This window comes from Streptomyces sp. NPDC058371, from assembly GCF_042723265.1.
Taxonomy (GTDB): domain Bacteria; phylum Actinomycetota; class Actinomycetes; order Streptomycetales; family Streptomycetaceae; genus Streptomyces.
Genome location: NZ_JBHXJC010000014.1, coordinates 197,741 through 221,613 on the forward strand (window position 1 = coordinate 197,741; position 23,873 = coordinate 221,613).

The 23,873-nt window shown below is 71.8% G+C and carries 16 protein-coding genes, 1 other RNA gene and 3 pseudogenes; 9 read left to right on the forward strand and 11 right to left on the reverse strand.

Annotated elements, in window-relative coordinates:
* Positions 1–81 precede the first annotated feature (81 nt).
* Together ACFWM2_RS32255 and ACFWM2_RS32260 are read left to right on the forward strand one after the other, a co-directional pair.
* The gene (locus tag ACFWM2_RS32255) at positions 82–2,037 is read left to right on the forward strand and encodes a DNA/RNA helicase domain-containing protein (protein ID WP_383287295.1); all 1,956 of its coding nucleotides are present in this window, start codon (positions 82–84) and stop codon (positions 2,035–2,037) included.
* Positions 2,038–2,171: 134 nt separating this feature from the next.
* Entirely contained in the window at positions 2,172–4,076 is a 1,905-nt protein-coding gene (locus ACFWM2_RS32260; RefSeq protein WP_383287297.1) for a DNA/RNA helicase domain-containing protein, read from the forward strand.
* Positions 4,077–4,353: 277 nt separating this feature from the next.
* Here ACFWM2_RS32260 and rnpB read toward each other — a convergent pair.
* From rnpB to ACFWM2_RS32280, 4 genes and pseudogenes are all read right to left on the reverse strand, one after another.
* Positions 4,354–4,757, reverse strand: an RNA gene (gene rnpB, locus ACFWM2_RS32265) — RNase P RNA component class A.
* Between the two features lie 70 nt (positions 4,758–4,827).
* Positions 4,828–5,736, reverse strand: a pseudogene (locus tag ACFWM2_RS32270) (DMT family transporter); the annotation flags it as partial.
* Between the two features lie 56 nt (positions 5,737–5,792).
* Positions 5,793–6,644: an AraC family transcriptional regulator gene (locus ACFWM2_RS32275; RefSeq protein WP_383287299.1), complete on the reverse strand. Its 852-nt coding sequence runs from the start codon at positions 6,642–6,644 to the stop codon at positions 5,793–5,795.
* A 196-nt stretch (positions 6,645–6,840) separates the two neighbouring features.
* Positions 6,841–7,521: a TetR/AcrR family transcriptional regulator gene (locus ACFWM2_RS32280; protein ID WP_383287301.1), complete on the reverse strand. Its 681-nt coding sequence runs from the start codon at positions 7,519–7,521 to the stop codon at positions 6,841–6,843.
* 102 nt (positions 7,522–7,623) lie between these two features.
* Between ACFWM2_RS32280 and ACFWM2_RS32285 the strand changes: the two genes are divergently transcribed.
* A complete protein-coding gene (locus tag ACFWM2_RS32285) occupies positions 7,624–9,666 on the forward strand; it encodes an FAD-dependent monooxygenase (RefSeq protein WP_383287303.1) in 2,043 nt (680 codons plus the stop codon).
* Positions 9,667–9,762: 96 nt separating this feature from the next.
* On the opposite strand, the gene ACFWM2_RS32290 is transcribed toward ACFWM2_RS32285, so the two are convergent.
* The gene (locus tag ACFWM2_RS32290) at positions 9,763–11,202 is read right to left on the reverse strand and encodes an RNB domain-containing ribonuclease (protein WP_383287305.1); all 1,440 of its coding nucleotides are present in this window, start codon (positions 11,200–11,202) and stop codon (positions 9,763–9,765) included.
* 277 nt (positions 11,203–11,479) lie between these two features.
* On the opposite strand from ACFWM2_RS32290, the gene yaaA reads away from it, so the two are divergent.
* Positions 11,480–12,280 carry a peroxide stress protein YaaA gene (gene yaaA, locus ACFWM2_RS32295; RefSeq protein ID WP_383287307.1) on the forward strand — a complete coding sequence of 267 codons (801 nt, stop codon included), beginning with the start codon at positions 11,480–11,482 and terminating at the stop codon, positions 12,278–12,280.
* Between the two features lie 199 nt (positions 12,281–12,479).
* Positions 12,480–13,124, forward strand: a complete 645-nt coding sequence (eda, locus tag ACFWM2_RS32300) for a bifunctional 4-hydroxy-2-oxoglutarate aldolase/2-dehydro-3-deoxy-phosphogluconate aldolase (protein WP_383287309.1) — start codon at positions 12,480–12,482, stop codon at positions 13,122–13,124.
* 25 nt (positions 13,125–13,149) lie between these two features.
* On the opposite strand, the gene ACFWM2_RS32305 is transcribed toward eda, so the two are convergent.
* The 3 genes from ACFWM2_RS32305 to ACFWM2_RS32315 are packed head-to-tail and all read right to left on the reverse strand — an operon-like array spanning position 13,150 to position 16,329.
* A complete protein-coding gene (locus ACFWM2_RS32305; protein ID WP_383287311.1) occupies positions 13,150–14,688 on the reverse strand; it encodes a bifunctional RNase H/acid phosphatase in 1,539 nt (512 codons plus the stop codon).
* A 40-nt stretch (positions 14,689–14,728) separates the two neighbouring features.
* Positions 14,729–15,472: a zinc ribbon domain-containing protein gene (locus ACFWM2_RS32310; protein ID WP_383287438.1), complete on the reverse strand. Its 744-nt coding sequence runs from the start codon at positions 15,470–15,472 to the stop codon at positions 14,729–14,731.
* Entirely contained in the window at positions 15,469–16,329 is an 861-nt protein-coding gene (locus tag ACFWM2_RS32315) for a Nif3-like dinuclear metal center hexameric protein (protein WP_383287313.1), read from the reverse strand. The genes ACFWM2_RS32310 and ACFWM2_RS32315 overlap by 4 nt, the downstream gene beginning before the upstream one ends.
* A gap of 208 nt (positions 16,330–16,537) precedes the next feature.
* On the opposite strand from ACFWM2_RS32315, the pseudogene ACFWM2_RS32320 reads away from it, so the two are divergent.
* Together ACFWM2_RS32320 and ACFWM2_RS32325 are read left to right on the forward strand one after the other, a co-directional pair.
* Positions 16,538–17,737 (forward strand): annotated as a pseudogene (locus ACFWM2_RS32320) (hypothetical protein); the annotation flags it as partial.
* 315 nt (positions 17,738–18,052) lie between these two features.
* A complete protein-coding gene (locus ACFWM2_RS32325; protein WP_383287315.1) occupies positions 18,053–18,226 on the forward strand; it encodes a hypothetical protein in 174 nt (57 codons plus the stop codon).
* Between the two features lie 286 nt (positions 18,227–18,512).
* Here ACFWM2_RS32325 and ACFWM2_RS32330 read toward each other — a convergent pair whose 3' ends face one another.
* The 3 genes from ACFWM2_RS32330 to ACFWM2_RS32340 form a co-directional block, all read right to left on the reverse strand.
* Positions 18,513–19,469 (reverse strand): 3-oxoacyl-ACP reductase, encoded by a 957-nt coding sequence (locus ACFWM2_RS32330; protein WP_383287317.1) that lies wholly within the window; start codon positions 19,467–19,469, stop codon positions 18,513–18,515.
* Between the two features lie 86 nt (positions 19,470–19,555).
* On the reverse strand, positions 19,556–20,632 hold the full coding sequence (locus ACFWM2_RS32335) for a Zn-dependent alcohol dehydrogenase (protein ID WP_383287319.1): 1,077 nt from the start codon (positions 20,630–20,632) through the stop codon (positions 19,556–19,558).
* A 116-nt stretch (positions 20,633–20,748) separates the two neighbouring features.
* The gene (locus tag ACFWM2_RS32340; RefSeq protein ID WP_383287321.1) at positions 20,749–21,624 is read right to left on the reverse strand and encodes a MaoC/PaaZ C-terminal domain-containing protein; all 876 of its coding nucleotides are present in this window, start codon (positions 21,622–21,624) and stop codon (positions 20,749–20,751) included.
* 419 nt (positions 21,625–22,043) lie between these two features.
* Here ACFWM2_RS32340 and ACFWM2_RS32345 point away from each other — a divergent pair.
* Positions 22,044–22,442, forward strand: a pseudogene (locus ACFWM2_RS32345) (ABC transporter permease); the annotation flags it as partial.
* A gap of 15 nt (positions 22,443–22,457) precedes the next feature.
* Positions 22,458–23,768 carry a sensor histidine kinase gene (locus tag ACFWM2_RS32350; RefSeq protein WP_383287323.1) on the forward strand — a complete coding sequence of 437 codons (1,311 nt, stop codon included), beginning with the start codon at positions 22,458–22,460 and terminating at the stop codon, positions 23,766–23,768.
* Positions 23,769–23,873 lie beyond the last annotated feature (105 nt).

Consider the following 23,873-nt stretch of genomic DNA (forward strand, 5'->3'; position numbering starts at 1 on the left):
CACGCCTCCACCCGCAAGGGATTTGGCGTGCCGTGGGAGAAGTCCTTGTCGTCGTATCTGCTCCGGGAGTCTGCTGCTTCGTTGGCCGAGGAGGTCAAGCGGCAACCTGGAATGGTTCATCGCCCGCTGACCGAACGGCTGATCCTGGCCTACAAGGACAAGCACAAGCGGAAGAAAGGCAAGGATCAGGAGGGGACACCTCCGGCGAATGGTCTTGTCGAGGCCTGGGAGAACAGTCTTCCTCTGGTGATCAATGCCCTCGTCGAGCGAGGTCTTGGTCAGGTGGAGGTGTTCATAGAATTCGGGCTTCCGCACACCGACGCCGATGTGGACGTGCTCCTGGCCGGTGTGCACCCGGGCAGCGGCGCACCCTCGTACGTGTTGATCGAGCTGAAGCAGCAACGTTCCGCCACCGTGCACCCGGAGCGGTCGGTCGCCGTCGACCTCGGCTTCGCCAACTGGAAACTGCATCCGGTCCGGCAGGTGCAGAAGTACTGCGACTACCTGGTGCAGTACAAAGCCGCTCTGCGAGGTAAGCCCGAGAGCGTCGTCGGAGCCGTGCTGATGCACAACGCTCACGACGATTCCGTGCGAGAGCTGTTCAAACTTCCGGAGAGCGAGCACGGACGGCTTTACACCATGGACCGTCTCGAGCGGTTCCGGAAGTTGCTGGGTGCGCGGTTGGCCGCACTGCCGGGTGGAGAGGCCGCCCAGGTGCTGATCGACTCCCCTGAGTACGATCCTCCGAAGATCGCCGACGTCAACCTCCCCACGCGTATGGGGCCACCGGAGCGCTTCCAGCTGCTGGACGAGCAGGAGTTGGCGCACCAGGACGTACACGAGGCGGTACGACGGGTCCGCGAGGGCAGCACCAAGGAAGTCATCATCGTCCGGGGCGGGCCGGGCAGCGGCAAGAGCGCCATCGCGCTCGAACTCCGGCGCACTCTCGACCAGGCCGGCTGGAATGTCGTTCACGCGTCGGGGGCCAAGGCACTCACCCTGACCCTTCGCGAGACCTACGCGCAGAACGCGCCGCGTGGAATGAAGGGAAAGCTGAAGAAGGAAGCCACACGGCTGTTCACCTACTTCAACCAGCTGAAGAAGCTGCCGCCGGACAGCTGCGACGTGGTCATCTGCGACGAGGCGCACCGCATTCGCCGCCACTCCGTCGACCGGTACACACCCCGCGAGGAGCGGGAGAACGCACGCCCTCAAGCCGACGAAATCATAGAAGCTGCACGTGTCCCCGTCTTCCTGCTCGACGACTGGCAGTCCCTTCGCCCCGGCGAGGTCGGCACGGCCGAGTACCTGATCGAACGCGCGAAGGCGTTGGGGCTTCGGCACACCCTCATCGACCTCGGCGGCATGTTCCGGGCCCAGGGAAGCGCCTACTACCGGGACTGGGTGCTGAAGCTGCTCAGCGTGGGCGTACACACCCCTCAGGCCTGGGTGCCCGACGGGCGGATGCAGGTTCACCTCGCCGACTCTCCGCAGGAAATGACGGACTTCCTTGAAGAGCATCGACTCACAGGGGCGAGCACGCGAATCGTCGCCGGTTTCTGCTGGCCGTGGAGTAATCCGGACGAGAACGGCGAGCTGGTCCCGGACGTCACCATCGACGGTTGGCAGCAGCCTTGGAACGTGAAGAGCGGCCATGCCGTGGAGGGCGCACCCGATGCCGACTTCTGGGCTACCGACCCGCGGGGAACCGGGCAGGTCGGTTGCGTCTACACCGCCCAGACCTTCGAGTTCGACTGGGTGGGCGTGATCATCGGCCCCGATCTCGTCTGGCGCGAAGGCCATTTCGTCATCGACCGGACCGCCACCCATGACCCGGAGCTGCGGCCCAGGACGATCGACGAGGCCGATATCGACCGCTGCGTCCGTAACGCCTACCACGTTCTACTGACTCGCGGGATCATGGGCGTGGTGATCTACTCGACGGACGAGGCCACGCGGGACGCTCTGCGCGGGCATGTGATCACCTCGGTACAGCATCCGCTCCCCAAGCAGATGCGCAAGATCGTCAGCCCGTGACGACGTTTTCCCGCCAGTTGGTCCGGCAGTCCGTTCGGTAGCATTCGATCAATCGTCAATGCGGCCCGCCGGGCTTCCGCCTCAGGACATGCCCCCACCCGCACGAGTTGTTTCGTGCTGCCTGGGGGCCTCTCTTGCTGTTCCGCGACTCCGCCGCTGCAGTCGCCGCTCGCCGCCTTGAAGGATCGCTGGGCCTGTATCTCACCGAGCAATTCACTCGGGTACATGGGTACCAGCCAAGCATGGCGGAGGCGCGCTCCTGGGAGCGGAGCATCCCGGCGCTCACCGACGCGCTGCTCGATGCCGGGCTCGGTCAGGTGGAGGTGTTGCTGGAGTTCGGGCTGCCGTTGACCAGCAAGCGGGCCGATGCGGTTCTCGCCGGAGCCCATCCCCGAACGGGTGAGCCCTCGTATGTCGTCGTCGAGCTCAAGCAGTGGAGTGAGGCTCACCCCGACGATGACGATCCTCTGCTGTGCTTCGTGGACGGCTACTCCCATCCGGTCCTCAACCCCATCGAGCAGGTGCGCGGTTACTGCGACTATCTCGTCGCCTTCAACGGGGCACTGGCCCAGCACCCTGAACGGATCTCCGGCGTCGCCTATCTGCACAACGCGACCGCGTCCGGCGTGTCCGGCCTCGAGGAAGTCGAACTCAGTGAGCGCGGGCGCATGTTCACGGCGGACAATCGCGGGGACTTCCTCGCGTACCTGCAGTCGAAGCTGGGCGCCGCATCCGGAGCCAAGGCCGCCGACGAGTTGTTGCTTGCCAAGGTCCAGCCCTCGAAGCAGTTGATGGCCGCCGCCGCGCAGGAGGTCCGTGAGCGGGAGCAGTTCGTTCTTCTCGATGAGCAGCGTGTGGCGTACGAGACCGTACTGAAGGCCGTCGAGCGGGCGCACCAATCTGATCGCAAAGAGATTGTGATCATCACGGGTGGGCCGGGGACCGGCAAGAGCGTGATCGCTCTGTCCCTGCTCGGGGAGCTGTACCGGCGCGGCGTTCCCGCTCTGCACGCGACCGGTTCGCAGTCGTTCACCAAAACTATGCGCAAGGTGGCCGGCGTGCGGAAGCCCGAAGTGCGGGACCTCTTCAAGTACTTCAACAGTTTCGTGACCGCCAAGCGCAACAGCCTGGACGTGCTGGTGTGCGACGAAGCCCATCGCGTGCGGGAGACGTCCGCGAGCCGTTTCACTCCAGCGACTCAGCGCACTGGCAAACGGCAGCTTGAGGAACTGATCGACGTGGCCCGTGTGCCCGTCTTTCTCCTGGACCAGCATCAGGTGGTACGGCCCGGGGAGACGGGGACCGTCGAGGAGATCAAGGCAGCGGCCGCGCAGAAGAATCTGTCGTGCCGGGTGGTGGAGCTGGACAGCCAGTTCCGCTGTGGTGGGAGCGATGCATATCTGCGGTGGGTCGTACGGCTGCTGGGGCTGGAGGGCGACAAGGCCGCCGTATGGGAACCCGACGGTCGGATGCAGCTCGATGTCGTGGATTCTCCGGAGGAGTTGGAAGCGCTTCTGGACGAGAAGCGGTCGAAGGGGTACGGGGCCCGGTTGTCAGCCGGGTTCTGCTGGCGCTGGTCGGATGCCAAGCCCGGTGAGCCGCTTCCCGCCGATGTTCAGATCGGCGACTGGGGCCGGCCGTGGAACCTCAAGGGTGAGCGGTCGATCATGGGTGCACCGCCCTCAGCGCTTTGGGCCACTGACCCTGCGGGCTTCGGCCAAGTCGGCTGCGTCTACACGGCGCAGGGCTTCGAGTACGACTGGAGCGGTGTGATCATCGGGCCCGACCTCGTCTGGCGGGGGAACGGCTGGGTCGTCGACCGGGTCGCTTCGAGGGATCCCGCCCTGCGGAGGGGGAACGGTAAGACTGCGGCATCGGACATCGACGTGGATCGGTTGATCCGCAATACGTACAAGGTGCTCTTGACGCGTGGAATGGTCGGCACGGCCATCTACTCGACCGATCCGGAGACTCAGGCGAAGCTGCATGAGCTGGTGAAGTCTGGGAGATCGACTACTACGGTTCTCAGCGTGGGATAGTGCCGCTGAGTCAACTGCTAAGGCCGCAATTACGGGATGAAATCTCCCTGCCTCGTCACGAGTGCGGTCCACCGGATCGATCGCGCGATATGCAACTCGCTCGGTAGTGCCTTGGACTAAGCAGAGCTGTCTCCACCACCCCACGGCTACTTTGATGGCTACGTACGTAGCCGCGCAGCCCCGTTTGAACCGGTGCGGAACGGGTTCAGATCAGACTCTCTGACCCAACAAAAAGGGCCCCTGACCAGCATATTCGCTAACCAGGGGGCCTCGACGGCAGACGAGTCGGGCTGTACGCCGGGTTCTGTCGCCCGGTCGCCTCGCGGCGGCCGGGGAGACGGCCATCCATCTAGGACCGGCGTTGCCGCCGGCCTCGTGCGGTCTACCCGCGGACTCGGGCGGGCAGCCCTCGAACGTCCGCGCAGAGCGCTTTTCACGGCGCTCCTTTTGACCTTGCTCCGGGTGGGGTTTACCTAGCTGCCCAGGTCACCCTGGGCACTGGTGGTCTCTTACACCACCGTTTCACCCTTACCGAGGACCGAGGTCCCCGGCGGTCTGTTTTCTGTGGCACTGTCCCGCGGGTCACCCCGGGTGGCCGTTAGCCACCACCCTGCCCTGTGGAGCCCGGACGTTCCTCGGGGAGGTCCACAAGAACCTCCACGCGGCCGTCCGCCCGGCTCGTCTGCCGTGTCGACCATGCTACCGGGCGCCCGGACCGTCCCCGTCCCGAGGCCGCCGTCGCCAGGACCGAGCCCGCCAGGATCAGGGCGAAGGCCGCCCCGACCGTGACCGTCAGGGACTCGTCCAGGAACAGCACCCCGGCCGCCACCGCCACCGCCGGATTGACGTAGGTGAAGACGACCGCGCGGGTCGGGCCGGCCTCGCGGATCAGTTCGAGGAACACGACGAACGCGAGGGCCGTGCAGATGACGCCCAGTCCGGCCAGGGATGCCAGCACCGAGGCCGACGGGGTGGCAGCCGGCCAGGTCACAGCCGCCGCCGGAGCGTAGACCACGGTCGCCAGGAGCAGGCACGGGGCTATCAGTTGGAGCGTCGGCACCTGCTTGAGGTGGCGGGCGATGATCAGGGGCGCGATGGCGTACCCGAGGACCGTCAGGAACACCTCCACCAGCGACCGGGCGTCGCCGCCGGTCAGGTGCGGGACCGTCAGGGTCGCGACCCCCGCGAGGCCCAGGGCGAGTCCCACCGTGCGGCGAGTGCCGAGCCGCTCCGTGTCGCCGAAGAAGCGGGCCAGGGCGATACCCACGATCGGAACGCCGGCGATCAGCAGGCCCGCCGTGGAACTGGAGAGATGGCGCTCCGCGTCCGTCAGCGTCCACCAGGGGCCGATGATCTCGATACAGGCGAAGGCCAGCATGGGGCGCCAGTGCGCCCGTACGACGGCGGTCAGCCCGCCCTGCCGTACCGCGAACGGCAGCAGCAGGGCCGCGCCGAGCGCACATCGCGTGAACACGACCATCGACGGGGAGACCCCGTCCACCGCCACTTTGATCATCAGATAGGGGATGCCCCAGAGGACTCCCATCAGGGAGAAGAGGAGCCAGCCACGTGCAGTCATGGGCCGAGTTTCGGCCGCCGAGCGGTCCGGTGTCTTGAACGCTGTTGCGGTACACGGTCCGGTCCGGATGCGCTCCCCCATACGCCCCCGGCCTCATACGCCCCCGGCCTCCCGTACTCCCCCAGAACCCCTCTCCCCTACGCCGCCCCCGCCACGCTCGCGCGGTACGCCGCCGGGGTCACCCCGAGCACTCTGCGGAACCAGCGTGTCAGGTGTGCCTGGTCCGCGAAGCCCACCAGGCCGGCCACCTCGGCGGGTCGGTGCCCCGCCTCCAGCAGGCCGCGCGCCCGGTTGACCCGGTGCTGGGCGAGCCAGGCGTACGGCGGCATGCCCATCGTCGTACGGAAGGCGCGCAGGAGCTGGTAGCGGGACAGGCCCAGGTCGGCCGCGAGGTCGGCGAGCGACGGCGGGGCCAGGAGTTCGTCGGCGAGCCGGTCGCGTACGGCGAGGGCGACGGCGCCCGCTCCCGGGACCCTGTCGCTCACCGGCCGGGCCGTGGAGTGGCGGCGGGCGAGGGCGGTGAGCAGCCAGGGGAGGCGGGACTCGGCCTCCAACGGATCGGGGCAGGCGCTCAGTTCGGTGTGCGCGGCGCGCAGGGCCGCGGCCAGTTCGGGGTCGTCGAGAAGGGGCTCGCGGAAGTGCGGTGGGGACAAGGTGCCCTCGGTGAGGAGCGTGGCGTCCGGGTAGAGCGCGCGGTACGCATAGCCGTCGCAGGCCGCGGGGCCTCCGGTGTGCACCTCTCCCGGGGCGAGTACGACGATCGAGCCCGGGCCCGTACGGATCCGGCCGCCGCGGTAGTCGATGACCTCGGCGCCGCCGACGCAGACACCGACCGTGAACTCCTCGTGGGCGTGCGGGGCGTAGCGGTGGCGGTCGAAGCGGGCGGTCAGCAGGTCGAGCGGCGGCCCGTCACGGCCGAGCGTGGCCCGGGTCCACAGCGCTTCTTCTTTGACAGCTCTGACGGTCCTGTCGGTTCTGTCGGATTTCACGGTCGCACCACCTGCTCCCCCGCTCCGACCCGTCGTCGGCCGGCTCCTGTGGGGGCAACGTCCGGGTGCCTCGGTTCTATGCCGGGCTCGGGGGGTCGCCGAGGCAGCGCGGGGCGGGAAAGCGGCGCGGGGCGGCAGGCGGCTCCGCCGGCCGACGGCCCTGCGCAAGCCCCTGCGGACGACCCTGCGGACGCCATCAGCCCTTGCGCCCCGGCGCGAACGCCCGCTCCAGCGCGTCGAAGGCGGCATCCACCCGCACCCTGTGATCCTCGGCGATGTCGTCCGCCCGCTCCCCCGCGAGCAGGCGGCCCGCCGAGGTGACGTACACCGAGCGGTACGCGGCGACGATCAGCGCGGCGGCGAGGCCGGGGTCCGGGGCGCCGGGTCCGGCGGCGGACGTCTCCGTCAGCGCTTCGGCCAGCGCGGTCTCCAGCTCCTCGACCCCCTCGCGGGCCCGCGCCCGCAGCGCCGGTGAGTCGAGCACGACGTTCCAGAAGGGCGGGAAGTCGTCGTCGACCCCGGACAACGGGTGCCGTGCGTCGAGGAGTTCGAGGACCAGGCGACGCACCGCGGCGAGCGGTGTCTCGCCGGAGCCCCGCTGCCGTACGGCCTCGGTGAACATCTCGACGGCCTCCGGGATGCGGTCGAGGAAGAGGTCCTCCTTGCGCGGGAAGTAGTTGAAGACGGTCATGGCGGAGACGTCCGCGGCCCGCGCGATCTCGGTGACGGTCACGTTGTCGAACCCGCGCGCCACGATCAGCGGCGTCGCGATGTCGGAGATCCGCTGCCGGGTCGCCCGCTTCTTGCGCTCCCGCAGCGAGAGTTCGGCGTCTGGCGAATGGTCACGGTCTGGCGGGAGTTGGGCGTCTTCGGCCACCGGTCGCTCCTCCATGGTCGGTTTGCCCACGTTATGCGGTACGGAGGAAATCATAGCGGAAGGTTGTAGCGGACATAATTTTTTAGTGGCTACAGTTAAGTCATGGACTCAGTCATGGGGAACACGGAGACCGAGTACGACGTGGTGGTGTCCGGGGCGGGGCCGGTCGGGCTGTTGTTGGCCTGCGAACTGCGGCTCGGCGGGACAGGGCGGGTGCTCGTCGTCGAGCGGCTCCCCGAGGTGGACGAGACGATCAAGGCGGGGGCCGTCAACACGCCCACCGCCGTGGCCCTCGACCGGCGGGGCATGCTGCCCGCCCTGGCCGAGGTGCAGGAGCAGGCGCTGAGCCGCTTCCGGACGTTCCTGCGGGAACAGGCCGGCGGCGGTGCCGGCGCCCAGGCGGCCCCCGCGCCACCTCCCAGGTTCGCCGGGCACTTCGCCGGGATCATGCTCAGCGCCGGCCTGTTCGACGAGTCCGATCCGGCTTTCGCCGACGTCGGCCCCGCGGCCAAGGTCGGTCTCGTCCCGCAGGCGGCGCTGGAGCGGCTGCTCGCGAAGCGCGCGGCACGGCTCGGCGTCGAGCTGCGCAGAAACGCGGAGGTCACCGGCTTCGAGGCGAGCACCGACGGGGTGACGGTGCACATCGAGCACGCGGCGGGGTCCGCACCGGCGGCCGACCACCGCGGTCCGGACAGGTCCGGACCGCAGACAGACCACCGCACGGACGGAGCCGGGGCCGGACCGCAGACAGACCACCGCACGGACGGAGCCGGGGCCGGACCGCAGACAGACCACCGCACGGACGGAGCCGGATCGGCGACAGACCACCGCACGGACGGAGCCGGATCGGCGACAGACCACCGCGCAGGCGAGTCTCGGTCGGAGACGGACCACCGGACGGACGGAGTCGGGCCGGAGGCCGTCGACCCCACGAACAGGCCCCGGCCGGAGACTGGCCACCCCACGGACACGCCCCGCTCCGAGACAGTCCGCGCGGGCTGGCTCGTGGGCTGCGACGGCGGCCGCAGTACGGTCCGCAAGCTCGCGGGATTCGAGTTCGACGGTACGCCGCCGGAGATAACCGGCCATCAGGCGATCGTCGACATGACCGGCGCCGAGGGGCTGAAGAGCGGCTGGAACACGACGGAGACCGGCACCTACGCGCACGGTCCGGTGCCCGGCCGCATCCTCACCGTGGAGTTCGACGGCCCGCCGGCCGACCGGGAGACACCCGTCACCGCCGAGGAGTTGCAGACGAGCCTGCGCCACGTCTCCGGCGCGGACGTCACGGTGACGAAGGTGCACTCGGCGACCCGGTTCACGGACAACGCCCGCCAAGCGGCCTCGTATCGCGCCGGCCGGGTGCTGCTGGCGGGCGACGCGGCGCATGTGCACTCCCCCTTCGGCGGGCAGGGGCTGAACCTGGGCATCGGGGACGCGATGAACCTGGGCTGGAAGCTCGCCGCGGCCGTACGGGGCGACGCGCCCGAGGGGCTGCTGGACTCGTACACCGCCGAACGGCATCCCATCGGCGCCTGGGTGCTCGACTGGACCCGGGCCCAGATCGCGCTGATGCGTCCCGACCCGCACGCGCGCGCCCTGCGCAAGGTGGTCACCGACCTGGTGGAGACGGTCACCGGCACGACGTACCTCGTCCGGCAGATCTCCGGCGTCCAGCAGCGCTACGACCTGCCCGGCGGCCACCCGCTGGTCGGCCGCAGCGCGCCGGACCTCGAACTCGCCGACGGCGGCAGGCTCGCCGACCGCCTCCACGGTGGACGGGGCCTGCTGCTCGACCTCGCCGACGACCCGAAGCTCCGGGCCCGCGCCGAGGGGTACGGCGACCGGGTGGACGTCGTCACCACCGGCTGCCCCGCCCGGCCGGAACTGACGGGACTGCTCGTCCGCCCGGACGGGATCACGGCCTGGGCGGCGGACGGTACGTCGAGCGGGGACCCAGCTCACCTCGAGCCCACCGGTCAGCCCGGCCCCACGGGGCCCACCGGGTCCACCGGGTCCACCGGGCCCACCGGGCCCACCGGGTCCACCAGGTCCACCGGGGCAGCCAGGCATCCGGGAGGAGAACCCGGGGACGCGCTCGCCGACGCCCTGGAACGGTGGTTCGGGTCACCCGTCCTGCGCTGACTCCGTTCGGCCCCTCGCGCCGACCCCGCCGCAACGTCGACGCCGTCCGGCTCGTCCGCCGCACGCCGACGCGGCGGACGGGCTCGTTCCAGGCGGTCAGGCAGGCGCGAACCGTACCTTCGCCGTTCCCGGATCCGCCTGGGTGAGACGGACCCGCAGCCGCTCTCCCAGCGGCAGCGGGGCCGTACCGCCCTCCACGCGGGCGACGATCGCCGGGCCCTCCAACTGGATGGTCCCGACGGTGGGTTCGCGCTCCTGTACGTCCACCACGCAGGCGTCGAAGATGTCGCCGACGCGGTCCTTGAGCAGGGCGGCCTCGACGATGTCGACGCACTCGCGCTCGACGGTGCCGGCGCGCCGGGTGCCCTCGGCCATCTCCTTGGGGAGTTCGTCGAGGGCGGCGAGCACCCAGTCGGGCGGCGCCTGGCCGGCGGCGGCGGACAGGCAGATCTCCGAGGCGTAGCGGTCGACGAGCCGGCGCAACGGAGCGGTGCAGTGGGCGTAGGGCGCGGCAACGGCGGCGTGCGAGGTGACCTCGGGGAGGACGCCGTCGCGGAAGACGGTGTAGCCCGCGCCGCGCAGCAGCGTCGTGCACTCCTGGAGGAACGCCGCGTGGTGCGGCAGGTGCGGGTCCAGGGAGCGGATGAGCTGCGCGTACGAGACATGGTGCGGCCAGTCGATGCGCAGCGCCTTCGCGGTGCGGCGCAGCCGGCCGACCGCACCGTCGGGCGCGGCCGGGAGCGTGCGCAGGACCCCGGTGCCGTGCGCCAGCATGAGATCGGCCGCCGCCATGCCGGTGAGCAGGGAGATCTGCGCGTTCCAGCCGTCGGCCGGCAGCGGGGCACGGAAGGCGAGTTCGTACGCGTGGTCGCGCTCGACGATCTCCTGCTCGGGCACGTTCAGGGAGATGCCGCCGCGCTCCACCTCCAGGCGCTCGCGCAGCAGCCCCACGTCCTTGAGGAGGGCCAGCGGTTCCTCCGCGGTCCCCGCGTCGATCTCCTGCTGTACGTGGGCGTAGTCGAGCTTGGCGCGGCTGCGGACGACGGCCCGGCGGACATCGACGGCTTCGGTACGGCCGTCCGCGTCGAGGTCGATCGTCCACAGCACCGCGGGGCAGGTCTGGCCGGGCAGCAGGCTCGCGGCGCCCTCGGACAGCCGGGGCGGGTGCAGCGGCACCTTCTCGTCCGGGAAGTACAGGGTGGTGACCCGGCGGTGGGCCTCGGCGTCCAGCACACTCCCGGGGGCGACGAACGCGGCGACGTCGGCGATCGCGTACCGGACGCGGTAGCCGCCCGGGCGGCGGGACAGGTGCATCGCCTGGTCGAGGTCGGTGGACGTCGGCGGGTCGATGGTGAACAGGGGCACGTCCGTCGCGTCGTACGACGGCAGACGGGGTGACCCGGCGCCCCGCTCGGCCTCCGCGAGGACGTCGGCGGGGAAGCTCTCGGGCACGTCGAGCTCGGTACGCAGGGCGCGCAGCGCGGCCCGCAGCGGGGCCTCGGCTGCGCCGGTGACACGGATATGGCGGCGAGGCATACAGCGAGCGTAGGCAGAAACCGGCCCGTCCGCCGTTCACGGACGGGCCGCTCGGGCCGCGCGACAGCCGGGACGGGCCGTTCCGTCGCACAAACAGCCGGGACGGGCCCGTTCGGTCGCACAAGCAGCCTGGACGGGCCGTTCCGTCGCACAGCAGCCGGAAGTGGAGGGCCTCTGGAGAAACACGGGTCCGGGGGCGGAACCCCCAGGTGCGGGGCGGGTCCCGCCGCACCCCGTACCCTGGCGCCGGGCCAGTCCACTGTTAGGAGACATCACCGTGCTCGTCCTGCTGCCGCCCTCCGAGGGAAAGGCCCCGTCCGGCCGAGGTACCGCGCTCAAGCTGGAGTCGCTGTCGCTGCCCGGGCTCACCGAGGCGCGTCAGGCCGTCCTCGACGAGCTGGTCGAACTGTGCGCCGGCGACGAGGAGAAGGCGCGCGAGGTGCTCGGCCTGAGCGAGGGTCTGCGCGGCGAGATCGCCAAGAACACGGAGCTGCGGACCGCGGGCGCGCGGCCGGCCGGGGAGATCTACACGGGGGTCCTGTACGACGCCCTGGACCTGGCCTCACTGGACACGGCGGCCAAACGGCGCGCCGGACGTTCACTGCTCGTGTTCTCGGGTCTGTGGGGCGCGGTCCGGGTGACGGACCGGATCCCGTCGTACCGCTGCTCGATGGGGGTGAAGCTGCCGGCGCTCGGGGCGCTGGGCGCGTACTGGCGTACGCCGATGGCGGCGGCGCTGCCCGAGGCGGCCGGGTCCGGGCTCGTCCTCGACCTGCGGTCCTCCGCGTACGCGGCCGCCTGGAAACCGAAGGGCGAGGTCGCCGGGCGCACGGCGACGGTTCGGGTGCTGCACTCGCAGCTGGTCGACGGGGTCGAGAAGCGGTCCGTCGTCAGCCACTTCAACAAGGCGACGAAGGGCAAGATCGTCCGCAGTCTGCTGCTGGCCGGCGCCGCGCCGAAGGACCCGGCGGAGCTGGTGGAGGCGTTGCGGGACCTCGGGTACGCGGTCGAGGCGGAGGCGCCCGCGAAGCCCGGCCGGGCGTGGAATCTGGACGTGGTGGTGACGGAGATCCACTGAGCCGGATCGCGAGGCTGTCGCAGGTCGTGCGCCGAGCCGCTCCGCGGGGTCGTCGCGGGCCGCGCCCCGTCTTCCCGGGGCAGGCGGCGAGCGGCGGTCGGCGAGCGGCACCAAGTCGCCCCGGACAGCGCGTTGCAGGCGCGTTGCGGCATGTGCAACGACCTTTGCGCATGTTGCACCCCCCGGGCAGGATGTGGGCATGACCTCCCCGCTGCCCTCGTCGCCTGCTGCCTCCGTGCTGGATCTCGCGCCCGTCGTCCCCGTGGTCGTCGTACGGGACGCGGCCGACGCCGTACCCCTCGCCCGGGCGCTGGTCGCCGGCGGGCTGCCGGCGATCGAGGTGACGCTCCGGACGCCCGCCGCGACGGACGCGATCCGGGCTATCGCGGCGGAGGTCCCGGACGCGGTGGTGGGTGCGGGCACCGTCATCACGCCCGCGCAGGTGGCGGACTCCGTGGCCGCGGGCGCGCGCTTCCTGGTCAGCCCCGGCTGGACGGACGTCCTGCTCGACGCGATGAAGGCGTCCGGGCTGCCGTTCCTGCCGGGGGTGTCCACCACGTCCGAGGTGGTGGCGCTGCTGGAGCGCGGGGTGCACGAGATGAAGTTCTTCCCGGCGCAGGCGGCGGGCGGTACGGCGTACCTGAAGTCCCTCGCCGGACCGCTGCCCCAGGCCCGCTTCTGCCCGACGGGCGGGATCGGTCCCGCCTCCGCGCCGGACTATCTGGCGCTGCCCAACGTCGGTTGCGTGGGCGGGAGTTGGATGCTGCCCGCGGATGCGATCGCGGCCCGCGACTGGGGTCGTGTCGAGGCGCTGGCACGGGAGGCGGCCGCGCTGCGCGTCTGACCGGGCGCGGCCAGCGGTGCTTGGGTCAGCGCAGGTGGGAGGTGTCGTTGAGGAGCCTGAGGTTGGCGTTCCCGTCGGCGTAGTACGCCACCGCCGACAGCGAGGCCGCCGACAGCTCCATCCGGAACAGGGACTCGGGCGGGGCGCCCAGTGCGAGGCGTACGAGGGTCTTGATCGGCGTCACGTGCGAGACGAGCAGGACGGTACGGCCGGCGTACGCGGCGGTGAGCTCGTCCCGGGTCGTGGCGACTCGGCGGGCCACGGCCGCGAAGCTCTCGCCGCCGCCGGTCGGTTCGGCCTCCGGCGAGGCCAGCCAGGCGTTCAGGTCGTCGGGGTACCGCTCACGTGCCTCCCCGAAGGTCAGCCCCTCCCACGCCCCGAAGTCGGTCTCGCGCAGCCCGTCCTCGACGACGACGTCCAGCCCGAGGCGGGCGGCGACGATCCCCGCGGTCTCCCGGCACCGGGCGAGCGGCGACGACACGATCGCCCGGATCGTGCCGCGCGCGGCGAGCGCGGCGGCTACGCGTCCGGCCTGCTCCCGCCCGATCTCCGACAGGGCGGGATCGCTCCCCCCACTCCCGGAGAACCGCTTCTGCGACGTCAGCGGGGTCTCCCCGTGCCGCAGCAGTACGAAGGTGGCGGGCGTCCCCAGATCGGCGGGCGGCCCGGCGGCGACGTTCCGCGCGGCCCGCACGTCGGCAGCCGCCCGCCTCTCGGCGCCACCCACCTGCGCATCCCGGCCCGCGGCCTGCGGGGTGCCGTCGCCAGGTCGGTCCGTCGCTCCCGGACGGGGGCTGACGTCGGGAGGGGACGCGGCGGGGCCCGCGTGGCCGGAAGGGGCGGCGGCTGAGGCGGATGTTGCGTCGGCGCCAGCCGCGGAGCCTGAGGCGGGCGCCGAGCCGGAGGCCGGGGCCGCCGCCGAGCCGGACGCAGGCGCCGAGCCGGAGGTAGAGGCCGGGGCCGGGGCCGCCGTCGAGCCAGAAGCAGGCGCCGGAGCAGGCGCCGAGCCGGAAGGTGGGCGTGGGGGCAGGGCCGCGCGGGCCTTGGCCGCGCCCGCTGCCGCGTCGCCGGGTGGGCCCGTCGGCTCGGGCGTCGTGGTTCTCGAAGCGCGGGTGTCGAGGTCCGTCGTCGAGTGCGACGGCGACCACTGCTCGCCCCGCTTGCCCGCGTCCATCGCCTCGTTGGCGAGCCGGTCCGCGTGCTTGTTCATCTCGCGCGGGATCCACTCGTAGGTGACCTGCGAGGGCGGGAGGATCCGGGCGGCCTCGGCCGCGAGAGGCCGCATGTCGGGGTGCTTGATCTTCCAGCGGCCCGACATCTGCTCGACGACGAGCTTGGAGTCCATCCGGACCCGTACCGACGCGGTCGGGTCCAGCTCACGGGCGGCACGCAGCCCGGCCAGCAGCCCCCGGTACTCCGCGACGTTGTTCGTGGCGGTGCCGAGGTACTCGGCGGCCTCCGCCAGGGTCTCCCCCGTCGCCGCGTCGATCACCACGGCTCCATAGCCCGCGGGCCCCGGGTTGCCCCGGGAACCCCCGTCGGCCTCGACGATGAACTCCCGCACGCCGCGGTCCCTTGCTCTCTGGCTTCCTGGGCCCTGGTTCCTACAGGCCGGACTCGGACGTGCGCACCAGGATGCGGCGGCAGTTCTCGCAGCGCAGCACCGTGTCCGGAGAGGCGGCCTTCACCTCGTTGACCTCGGTGATGTTCAGCTCCAGCCGGCAGCCCTCGCAGCGGCGCTGGTAGAGCCGGGCCGCGCCGACCCCGCCCTGCTGCTGGCGGAGCTTGTCGTAGAGCTTCAGCAGGTCGGCGGGGACGGAGCCCGCGACGACCTCGCGCTCCTTCGTCACCGTGGCCGCCTCGCCGTCGAACGACTGGAAGGACGCGTCCCGGCGCGCCGTCGCGTCGTCGATCTTCGACTGGACGGAGGAGACCCGCTCGGTGAGCTCGGCCACCCGCTCCTGCGCGGACTCGCGGCGCTCCATCACTTCGAGGACGATGTCCTCCAGGTCGCCCTGGCGCTTGGCGAGGGAGGCGATCTCACGCTGGAGGTTCTCCAGGTCCTTGGGGGACGACACGGCACCCGAGTCCAGGCGCTTCTGGTCGCGGGCGGCGCGCTGGCGCACCTGGTCGACGTCCTGCTCCGCCTTCGTCTGCTCGCGGGAGCAGTCGCTCTCCTCGGTCTGCGCGGCGACGAGCAGGTCACGCAGCTGCGTGAGGTCCTTGGTCAGTGACTCGATCTCGGCGTGCTCGGGCAGCGACCTCCGCTTGTGCGCCAGCTGCTGCAGCCGGGCGTCGAGGGACTGGAGGTCGAGGAGTCGGATCTGGTCGGCGGGCGCGGCGTTCAGTTGGGGGCTCCTGCAGGTGTGAGAGGTGAGGCCGCGTGGGCGGTCCAGGGGTCGGTGACCGTCTTGGAGACATGGACGCGAAGTCCCCATCCATGACGGTCGGAAATCTCGTCGAGCTGGGCGGCGGCCAGCTCGCACCAGGGCCACTCGGTGGCCCAGTGCGCCGCGTCGAGCAGCGCGAGGGGACTGTGGGCGCGATCCGCGACGAACTCGGACGCCGGGTGGTGGCGCAGGTCCGCGGTGAGGAACGCGTCGACGCCGGCGGCGCGCACGTCGTCGAGGAGGCTGTCGCCGGAGCCGCCGCTCACGGCGACGGTCCGTACGAGCGCCTCGGGGTCGCCCGCGACCCGGATGCCCTGCGCCGTGGCCGGCAGCCGCTCGGCGGCGCGGGCCGCGAAGTCGCGGACGGTCAGCGGGTGGTCCAGTTCGCAGACGCGGCCGAGCCCGCGGCGGCCCTCGGGGTCGGACGGGTCCGGCACCAGGGGGCGTACGACCCGGAGGTCGAGCGCACCGGCGAGGGCGTCCGAGACGCCCGGGTCCGCGCGATCGGCGTTCGTGTGGGCGACGTGCAGCGCGACGTCGTGCTTGATGAGGGTGTGGACGACGCGGCCCTTGAAGTGGTCCGCCGCGACCGTGGTCGTACCGCGGAGATAGAGCGGGTGGTGGGTGACCAGCAGGTCGGCGCCCAGCTTCACCGCCTCGTCGACGATCTCCTGGACGGGGTCCACGGCGAACAGCACCCGGGTGACGTCCTGGCCGGGGTCACCGCACACCGTGCCGACCGCGTCCCATCCCTCGGCCCGCTCGGGGGGCCAGAGAACGTCGAGCGCGGCGATGACTTCAGACAGACGGGGCACGGGGAAAGGCTACCTGGCTCACGTCCGAGTCCGACCGGCCGCGGGTGACGTCGTCCCCGCCGCCGTCACCCGTCTCCCCGCTCAGCACATCCGTCCCTGTTTCCTCAGGCCAATCGGGACATGGCCACCCTTATGTGTGAAGCGGCTGCTCGCAGGTCCCACGCCTGTGCGTACGAAAACTAGCTTCGTCGCCGGAGGTGACCGAACGATGACGGCCTGTGTTTCCCCCGAGCTCCCGACTGTGCACGAGCAAGGGGAACCCCCATCGTCCGCGGCGGAGAACGGGAACGAGTGGGCTGCCCGGCCCCGATGCGTGATCACCGCTGACGGCAGCTACGGCGCACGCCTCGCCCTCGACGGCGAGTCCTGGTACCCGGAGCGCTGGACCCTCGACGGACCCGAACCGTACGCCGTACCGCTGCCGGGCCATCAGCCCGAGGAGCCCGGCACCGAGGTGCAGCCGCTGACCGACGGACGGGTGCTGATCCACCGCCTCACGGACGGGCGGCACGCGTTCTCGCTGCTCTATCCGACGGGCCCCGGGACCGGTGAGCTGCTGCTGGGCGCGGTGGAGTGCCCGGACGAGGGCACCCGGCTGCGGCTGCTGCCCCCCGCTCCGGACGGCGACCACGCGTACGCCCTCGCCGTCGGCCCGCGGTCGACCGCCGTGTGGCTGGTCGCGGGCGGCGCGTTCGGGCCCGAGCATCTCGCCGAGGTGCCGGGCCGCTGCTCGGGCGGCGTGTGGCTGGACCGTACGGGCCGGCTGCTGGCCGTGGACCGGGAGCTGGACGGGCGGACCAAGGCGGTGGTGGTCGACCTGGAGCGGGGCGGCGAGGTGTCACCGCTGCTCCAGATCACCGAGGAGAGCAACGACCGGCTGGTGCTCGCCGACCCGGACAGCGGGCTGCTGCTGATCCGCTCCGACGCGCCGTCGCCGGGGCACGACCGGCTGGGCTGGGGCGTGCTGGGAAGCACGCTGCCCCTCCGTTTCCCGGAGTCGCTGCGGCTCGGGGACTGCGGGCTGACGCCGTTCGCGATCCAGCCGGAGCAGGTGCTGATGCCGGAGAGCTGCGCGGTGGCGCTGCGGATCGACGGCGGGGCCGGCACCTGGGTGGGCGTCTGGCGTCCCGCCGAGGGCCAGGTCCACCATCTCCGGGCCCCCGAGGGGTGGTTGGCGGGCGCCGGCCGGTGGACCCCGGAGGGCGTGCTCCAACTGCCGTACTCGACGGCGGCGGTGCCGTGCGGGGTGACGTGGGTGGTGGCCCCGGCGGGGGCGGGTCCCAGGGATCCCGAAGGGGGCGGGACCGGGCCTGCCGCCTCGCCCGCCGCGGAGCAGCCGGCGGCCGCGGACCGTCCGGAGCCGGTCGCGGCGCGGCCCGTGCCGTTGCAGCAGGCGCCGCTCACCGGACGGCCGGGCACGGGCCGAAGGCGGTTAGGGGTGGGCGCGGACGGGAAGCCGGTGGCGCTGACCGCGGTCAAGAAGGCGATGACGGTGGCCGCGGGCGACCGGCCGGGGTCCCCGGTACCTGGAGACTCCCTGGCGAAGGGGGCTGCGGAGCGGCCCGTCGCGTCGGCCGTCGCGGGAGCACCGCCGGCCGCGGTCGCCCACGGGAAGCCGGATCCGGCCGCCGAAAAGCCGGTGGCCGCCGATCACCGGACGGTGGCCGCCGGTTAGACTCGCCCAGCTGTACGAAGGATCTTGTTGACGGGGTGGAATCTTCCGATGAGCAACGCACAGATGACGGAGATGACGGTCACCGACCCTCGGGGGGTGGCCGGGACGCAGTCCGACCAGGGCTACGGCAGACACCGGGGTCCCGTCTCCGCCCGGGACGAACAGGCGGCCCCGCGCGGCCGCCACCGCAGACCGTCCGAGCAAGGGGATTCGGCGGCCTGACAGTACGCGGCAACCGGCTCCGCCCGTCCTTGGACGGGCGGAGCCGTTCTGTTGTGCACGGGCGGTTGGGTGCGTACAGGCAGTCGCGCGTCTACGGGCGGTCGGATGCGCAAAGGCGGTCGCCCGTGTACGGGCGGTCGGATGCGCACAGGCAGTCGCCCGTGTACGGGCGGTCGCGCAAGGGCTGTTGGGTCCCGGCCGTCCCGTACCGGCCGTTTCCTACGGGTGCCGTGGCGCGCCCGGTACGAGCCCGGTGCCGTGCCCGGTACGAGCGCGCCCGTGTTCCTCAGTCGGCCGACCCCGCCCCCTCGTGCTTGAGTCCCAGTACCTCCGCCGCCGCGAACGTCTCCCCCTGGGGGCGGTCCGCGTAGTGCGGGGTGAGCAGCGCGTCCAGTTCGTCGTAGGTGAAGGCGTCCTGCTTGGTGTCGAACTTGGCGGCCACCCGCGGGCGTTCGACGATCGCCACCATCCCGCCGTGCACGACCAGCAGCTGGCCGTTGACGTGCGCGGCGGCCGGTGAGGCCAAGTAGCCGACGAGCGGGGCGACGTGCTCGGGGGCCAGCGGGTCGAGTCCGTCCGCCGGCTCGGCGAAGCCGGCGAAGACGTCCTCGGTCATCCGGGTGCGGGCGCGCGGGCAGATCGCGTTCGCGGTGACGCCGTACTTGGCGAGCGCCAGGGCCGTGGACGTGGTCAACCCGACGATTCCGCCTTTCGCGGCCGCGTAGTTGGGCTGTCCCGCGGAGCCGGCGAGGAACGCCTCGGAGGAGGTGTTCACGATCCGCCCGTACACCGGTCCGCCCGCGGCCTTGGACCGCGCGCGCCAGTGGACCGAGGCGAAGTGGGTGGTGTTGAAGTGTCCTTTCAGATGCACCCGGACGACCGAGTCCCACTCGTCCTCGGACATCGAGAACACCATCCGGTCGCGCAGGATGCCCGCGTTGTTGACCAGGATGTCCAGCTTCCCGAACTCGGCGACGGTCAACTCGACCAGCGCGCGTGCCTGTTCGTGGTCGGCGACGTCTCCGGTGTGGGCGAGCGCGCGGCCTCCCGCCGCACGGATCTCGGCGGCGACCTCCTCGGCGGGGGTGGCCGAGGCCGCGCCGGAGCCGTCCCGGCCGGGCTGTCCGTAGTCGTTGACGACGACGGCCGCACCCAGGCGGGCGAGTTCCAGCGCCTCGGCCCGGCCGAGGCCGCGGCCCGCGCCGGTGACGATCGCGGTCAGCCCCTCAAGTGGCAGTGACATCGGCATCCCTCGGGGTCGTGGTGGTCCGTCGGATCCGGGGGCGCACGGGCTCAGATCTCGACCGTCGGATCGCGGTGCGCACGGGCTCAGATCTCGATGCAGGTCCGCAGGGAGGTGCCGGTCCGCATCTGGTCCAGCGCCTCGTTGATGCCGGCCAGCGGCACCCGGTGGGTGATCAGGCCCGCCAGGTCGATCCGGCCGGCCCGCCACAGGGCGATGGTCCGCTCGTAGGAGCGCAGCACGTCACCGCCGCCGTACATCGAGGGCAGGATCCGCTTCTCGTCGAAGAACAGCTCGAACATGTTGAGCTGGAGGAAGTCGTCCATGGCGCCCGCGCCGACGACGACGAGCGTGCCGCCGCGCCGGGTGGTCTCGTACGCGGTGCGGGCGGTGGCCGAGCGGCCGACGACCTCGAAGACGTAGTCGAAGCCCTCGCCGCCGGTGATCTGCTGTTTGGCGTCGGCCAGTTCGTCCGGCGAGACGGCCTTCGTGGCACCGAACTTCAGCGCGGACTCGCGGCGCGAGGCGACCGGGTCGACGGCGACGATCTCGGCCGCGCCCTTGAGCCGCGCGCCCTGGATCGCGGAGATGCCGACACCGCCGCAGCCGATGACGGCGACCGACGAACCGGCCTCCAGGTCGGCGGTGTTGAGCGCGGCGCCGAGTCCGGTGGTGACCCCGCAGCCGATGAGCGCCGCGATGTCGAAGGGCACGTCGTCGGGGATCGGCACGGCGCAGCCCGCGTCGACCACGACCTCCTCGGTGAAGGTGCCGGTGCCCGCGAAGCCGAAGAGGTCCCCGCCGGGGCGCCTGAAGTTGGGGGTGCCCGCGTTCATGAATCCGGCCAGGCACAGTTCGGTCTGGCCGCGCCGGCAGGCGGGACAGGCGCCGCAGGCCGGCAGCCAGCAGACGACGACCCGGTCGCCCGGGGCCACGTTGGTGACGCCCTCGCCGACCTCGATGACCTCGCCGGCGCCCTCGTGTCCGGGCACGAACGGCGCGGGCTGCGGCAGGACCCCGCTCATCGCGGACAGGTCCGAGTGGCAGAGACCGGTGGCCCGGACCCGGATCCTCACCTTGCCGGGGCCGAAGCCCACCGCCTCGACGTCGTCGAGGACGTCGAGCTTGTCCTGGCCGATCTCGTGCAGTACGGCTGCGCGCATGGTGCGGCTCCCCTCGGGAAGAACATCGGCGTCATGGAGCTACGACGGAGGTGCGTACGTCGGTCGGGCGGTCGGGCGGTCGGGCGGTCGGTCCGGGGAAATCGGTCGGCCGGGAGTCAGGCGTGCTCCACGACGGTGTCGGCGAGGACCGGCGCGTCGTCCCGTTCGACGGCGGTCACCGCCACCTGGACGCTGTCCTCCTGCCGCCACAGCCGGATGCGCAGGGTCTCGCCGGGGAACACGACGCCGGCGAAGCGCGTGCGGTAGGCGCGGACGCGGCCCACGTCACCGCCGAGGAGGGTGTCGACAACGGCCTTGAGTGTGATCCCGTACGTGCACAGCCCGTGCAGGATCGGCCGGTCGAAGCCGGCGAGCTTGGCGAACTCGGGGTCGGCGTGCAGCGGGTTCCAGTCGCCGGAGAGCCGGTAGAGCAGCGCCTGGTCCTCGCGGACGGGACGCTCGACGACCTTGTCCGGCGGGCCCGTCGGCGCCTCGGGACGTGTGGAGGGGCCGCGGTCGCCGCCCCAGCCGCCTTCTCCCCGTACGAAGATCTGGGCGTCGTTCGTCCACAACGGGCCCTCGGTGTCGGCGACTTCGGTGCGCAGGACCAGGATCGCGGCCTTGCCCTTGTCGTACACGGCGGCGACGCGTGAGGTGGCGACGGCCTTGCCCTCGACGGGGATCGGGCGGTGCAGTTCGACGCTCTGGCCACCGTGCAGGACATGCGCCAGGTTGACGTCCACGCCCGGCATGGAGAGGCCGCCGATCACACCCGGGGAGCCGGCACCCGCGACCGTGGCGAAGCTGGGCAGGACGTGCAGCCTGGATTCGAGGGTGTACCGCAGCTCGTCCGGGTCGGTCGCGGGGTTGCTCCGGTCGGGATTGGCGGCCGCGCCCACGCCGAGGTGGTACAGCTGGACGTCCTTGTGACCCCAGGCGATCTCGGCGGTCCGGGGTTCGGCAGCGAGGGCCGTGGCTGCGTCGATGGGCATGGGGCTCCTGATCGCTAGAGCTGAGACCTCGGTGCGGCCGTCCGCACCGTCGGCCGCACCGAGGTCGACACTGGGCCGTGGAACCGTCCGTTCTAGAACGCGTTCCAGTCCGGCGACCCCCTGTATAGCCGAGCACCCAGCACTTGTGAAGCCTCCTGACGCTACGTCAGCTGCACGCGTCGCCGGACACCCCGCCGGACGCTCGCGGCCACCTGTGCCGGGCATGTACCCACCGCTCGCGGCCACGCGTGCCGGGCACCCGTACCCGCCCGCTCGCGGCCGCCCTCGTGCCGGGCGCCCGTGACATTTGTCCCGGCCGACTCCGTACAAGCGCATCTGCCGGGCGCGCACGGCTGATCCGTAGCGTCGGGGCCATGACACAGACGACTGGGACACCTCGGGCCGTGTCCTTCACGGGGGCGGTCAAGACGGCGGGCGGCCTGGTCAACGGCGTACGCCTCGGTGCCTGGCAGTGGGCGGCGATCGCGGTGCTGCTGTGGCTCGGCTCGATCCCCTTCACCCTGCTCGGCCTCGGCAACGGCTACCGGCTGACCGCGCAGACGACCGCGGTCGCGAACATGGTGTGCAACCTGGGGCTCTCGGTGGTCGGCGGCCTCTGGTTCCCGATCGCCCTCTTCCCCGACTGGCTGCGCTCCCTGCCCGCGTACACGCCCACCAACCGGTTCGCGCAGCGCGGCGCGGCGGTCGCCGACGGGCACGCGCCGGCCCTGGGCGCGGTCGCGGTACTCACCGGCTGGCTCGGGGTCTTCGGCTCGTACGCTGTGTTCGCGTACCGCCGGGCCGCGCGGACCGTCTGAACGGGGAACAGGGACATGTCCTGGATGAGAAGGGCCGGCTGCCGAATGGACGCCTGGCAGGCGGCGCGGGCGGCGTGGAAGTCCGACATGGAGCAGTTCAAGGTCGACCGGCGAACCGCCAGGAAGGCCGGGAAGGCACCCGAGCAGCTGGGCCCGCCACCGACCGGTTTCGCGCTGCTGCCCTGGCTGCTGATGGGCATGGGAGCCTTCTCCAACCTCTTCCAGGACAGGACCGCCAACCCGTGGATCGGCGGACTGGGCCTGCTGACCTTCAACTCCCTCTACATCTACGTCGTGTTCCGTGTCTTCGCGAAGGAGACGCGGGAGGCGCGCTCCACCCGGGTGGCGCTCGCCCTGATGGCCGCTGTGACCTGCGGCCTGGCCATCGGCTACGGCGGCAGCTGGCTGCTGTTCTTCCCGCTGCTCGGGCTGGCCGTGGGGGCGACCCTGCGGGGCCCCTGGCTCGGCAGGACGGGGCTCGGCCTCAGCGCGCTCGCCGGAGTGGTCGCCGGCGTCCGGGAGGGCTGGGACGCGGTGAACATCGCGTACGGCACCTTCCTCTCCACCATGGTGACGGCGGCGATCCTCTCCCTCTCCGAGGCCGTACGCGAACTGCGGGAGGCGCGCGAGGAGCTGGCCCGCCGCGCGGTCGAGAAGGAGCGGCTGCGCTTCTCCCGCGATCTGCACGACCTGCTGGGCCACACGCTCTCGGTGATCGTCGTGAAGTCGGAGGCGGCCCGCCGTCTGGCCCACCGCGATCTGACGGCCGCCCTCGTCCAGGTCACGGACATCGAGTCGGTGGGGCGGCAGGCCCTCACCGAGATCCGCGAGGCCGTCACGGGCTACCGCGAGGGCAGTCTCGCCACCGAACTGGACCGTGCCCGTTCGGCGCTGTCGGCGGCCGGCGTCGAGCCAGTGATACGGCAGTCGGGCACCCCGCTCGTCCCCCAGACCGAGGCCCTCCTCGGCTGGGTCGTGCGCGAGGCGGTCACCAACGTCCTGCGGCACAGCGCCGCCACGCGCTGCGAGATAGCGGTCGACAGCACCCCCGACCGGGTCCGGCTGAGCATCGCCGACAACGGCAGCGACAGCCGCAGCGGCAGCGGCAGCGGCAGCGGCGACAGCCACGAGCAGGGCTCCGGGACCGCGTACGGGCACATCGTGGACGGTATCGGCGGCACGGGTCTGAAGGGCCTCACGGAACGCCTCGCCACCGCGGGCGGCTCCCTGGAGGCGGGCCCGGGTCCACGGGGCGGCTTCCTGGTGACGGCGGAACTCCCGGTGGACTCGGTGGACTTGATGGAGCCGATCGCCCTGCGCGGATGAGGGAGGGGGTCGCGGCCTGCGCCGAGGCGGTCCCGCCCGGAGTGGGCCGCTCCTCTCGCCCTGCCCGCCCATGACGCGCCGGCCCCCACCGGGCCGCCTACCCTT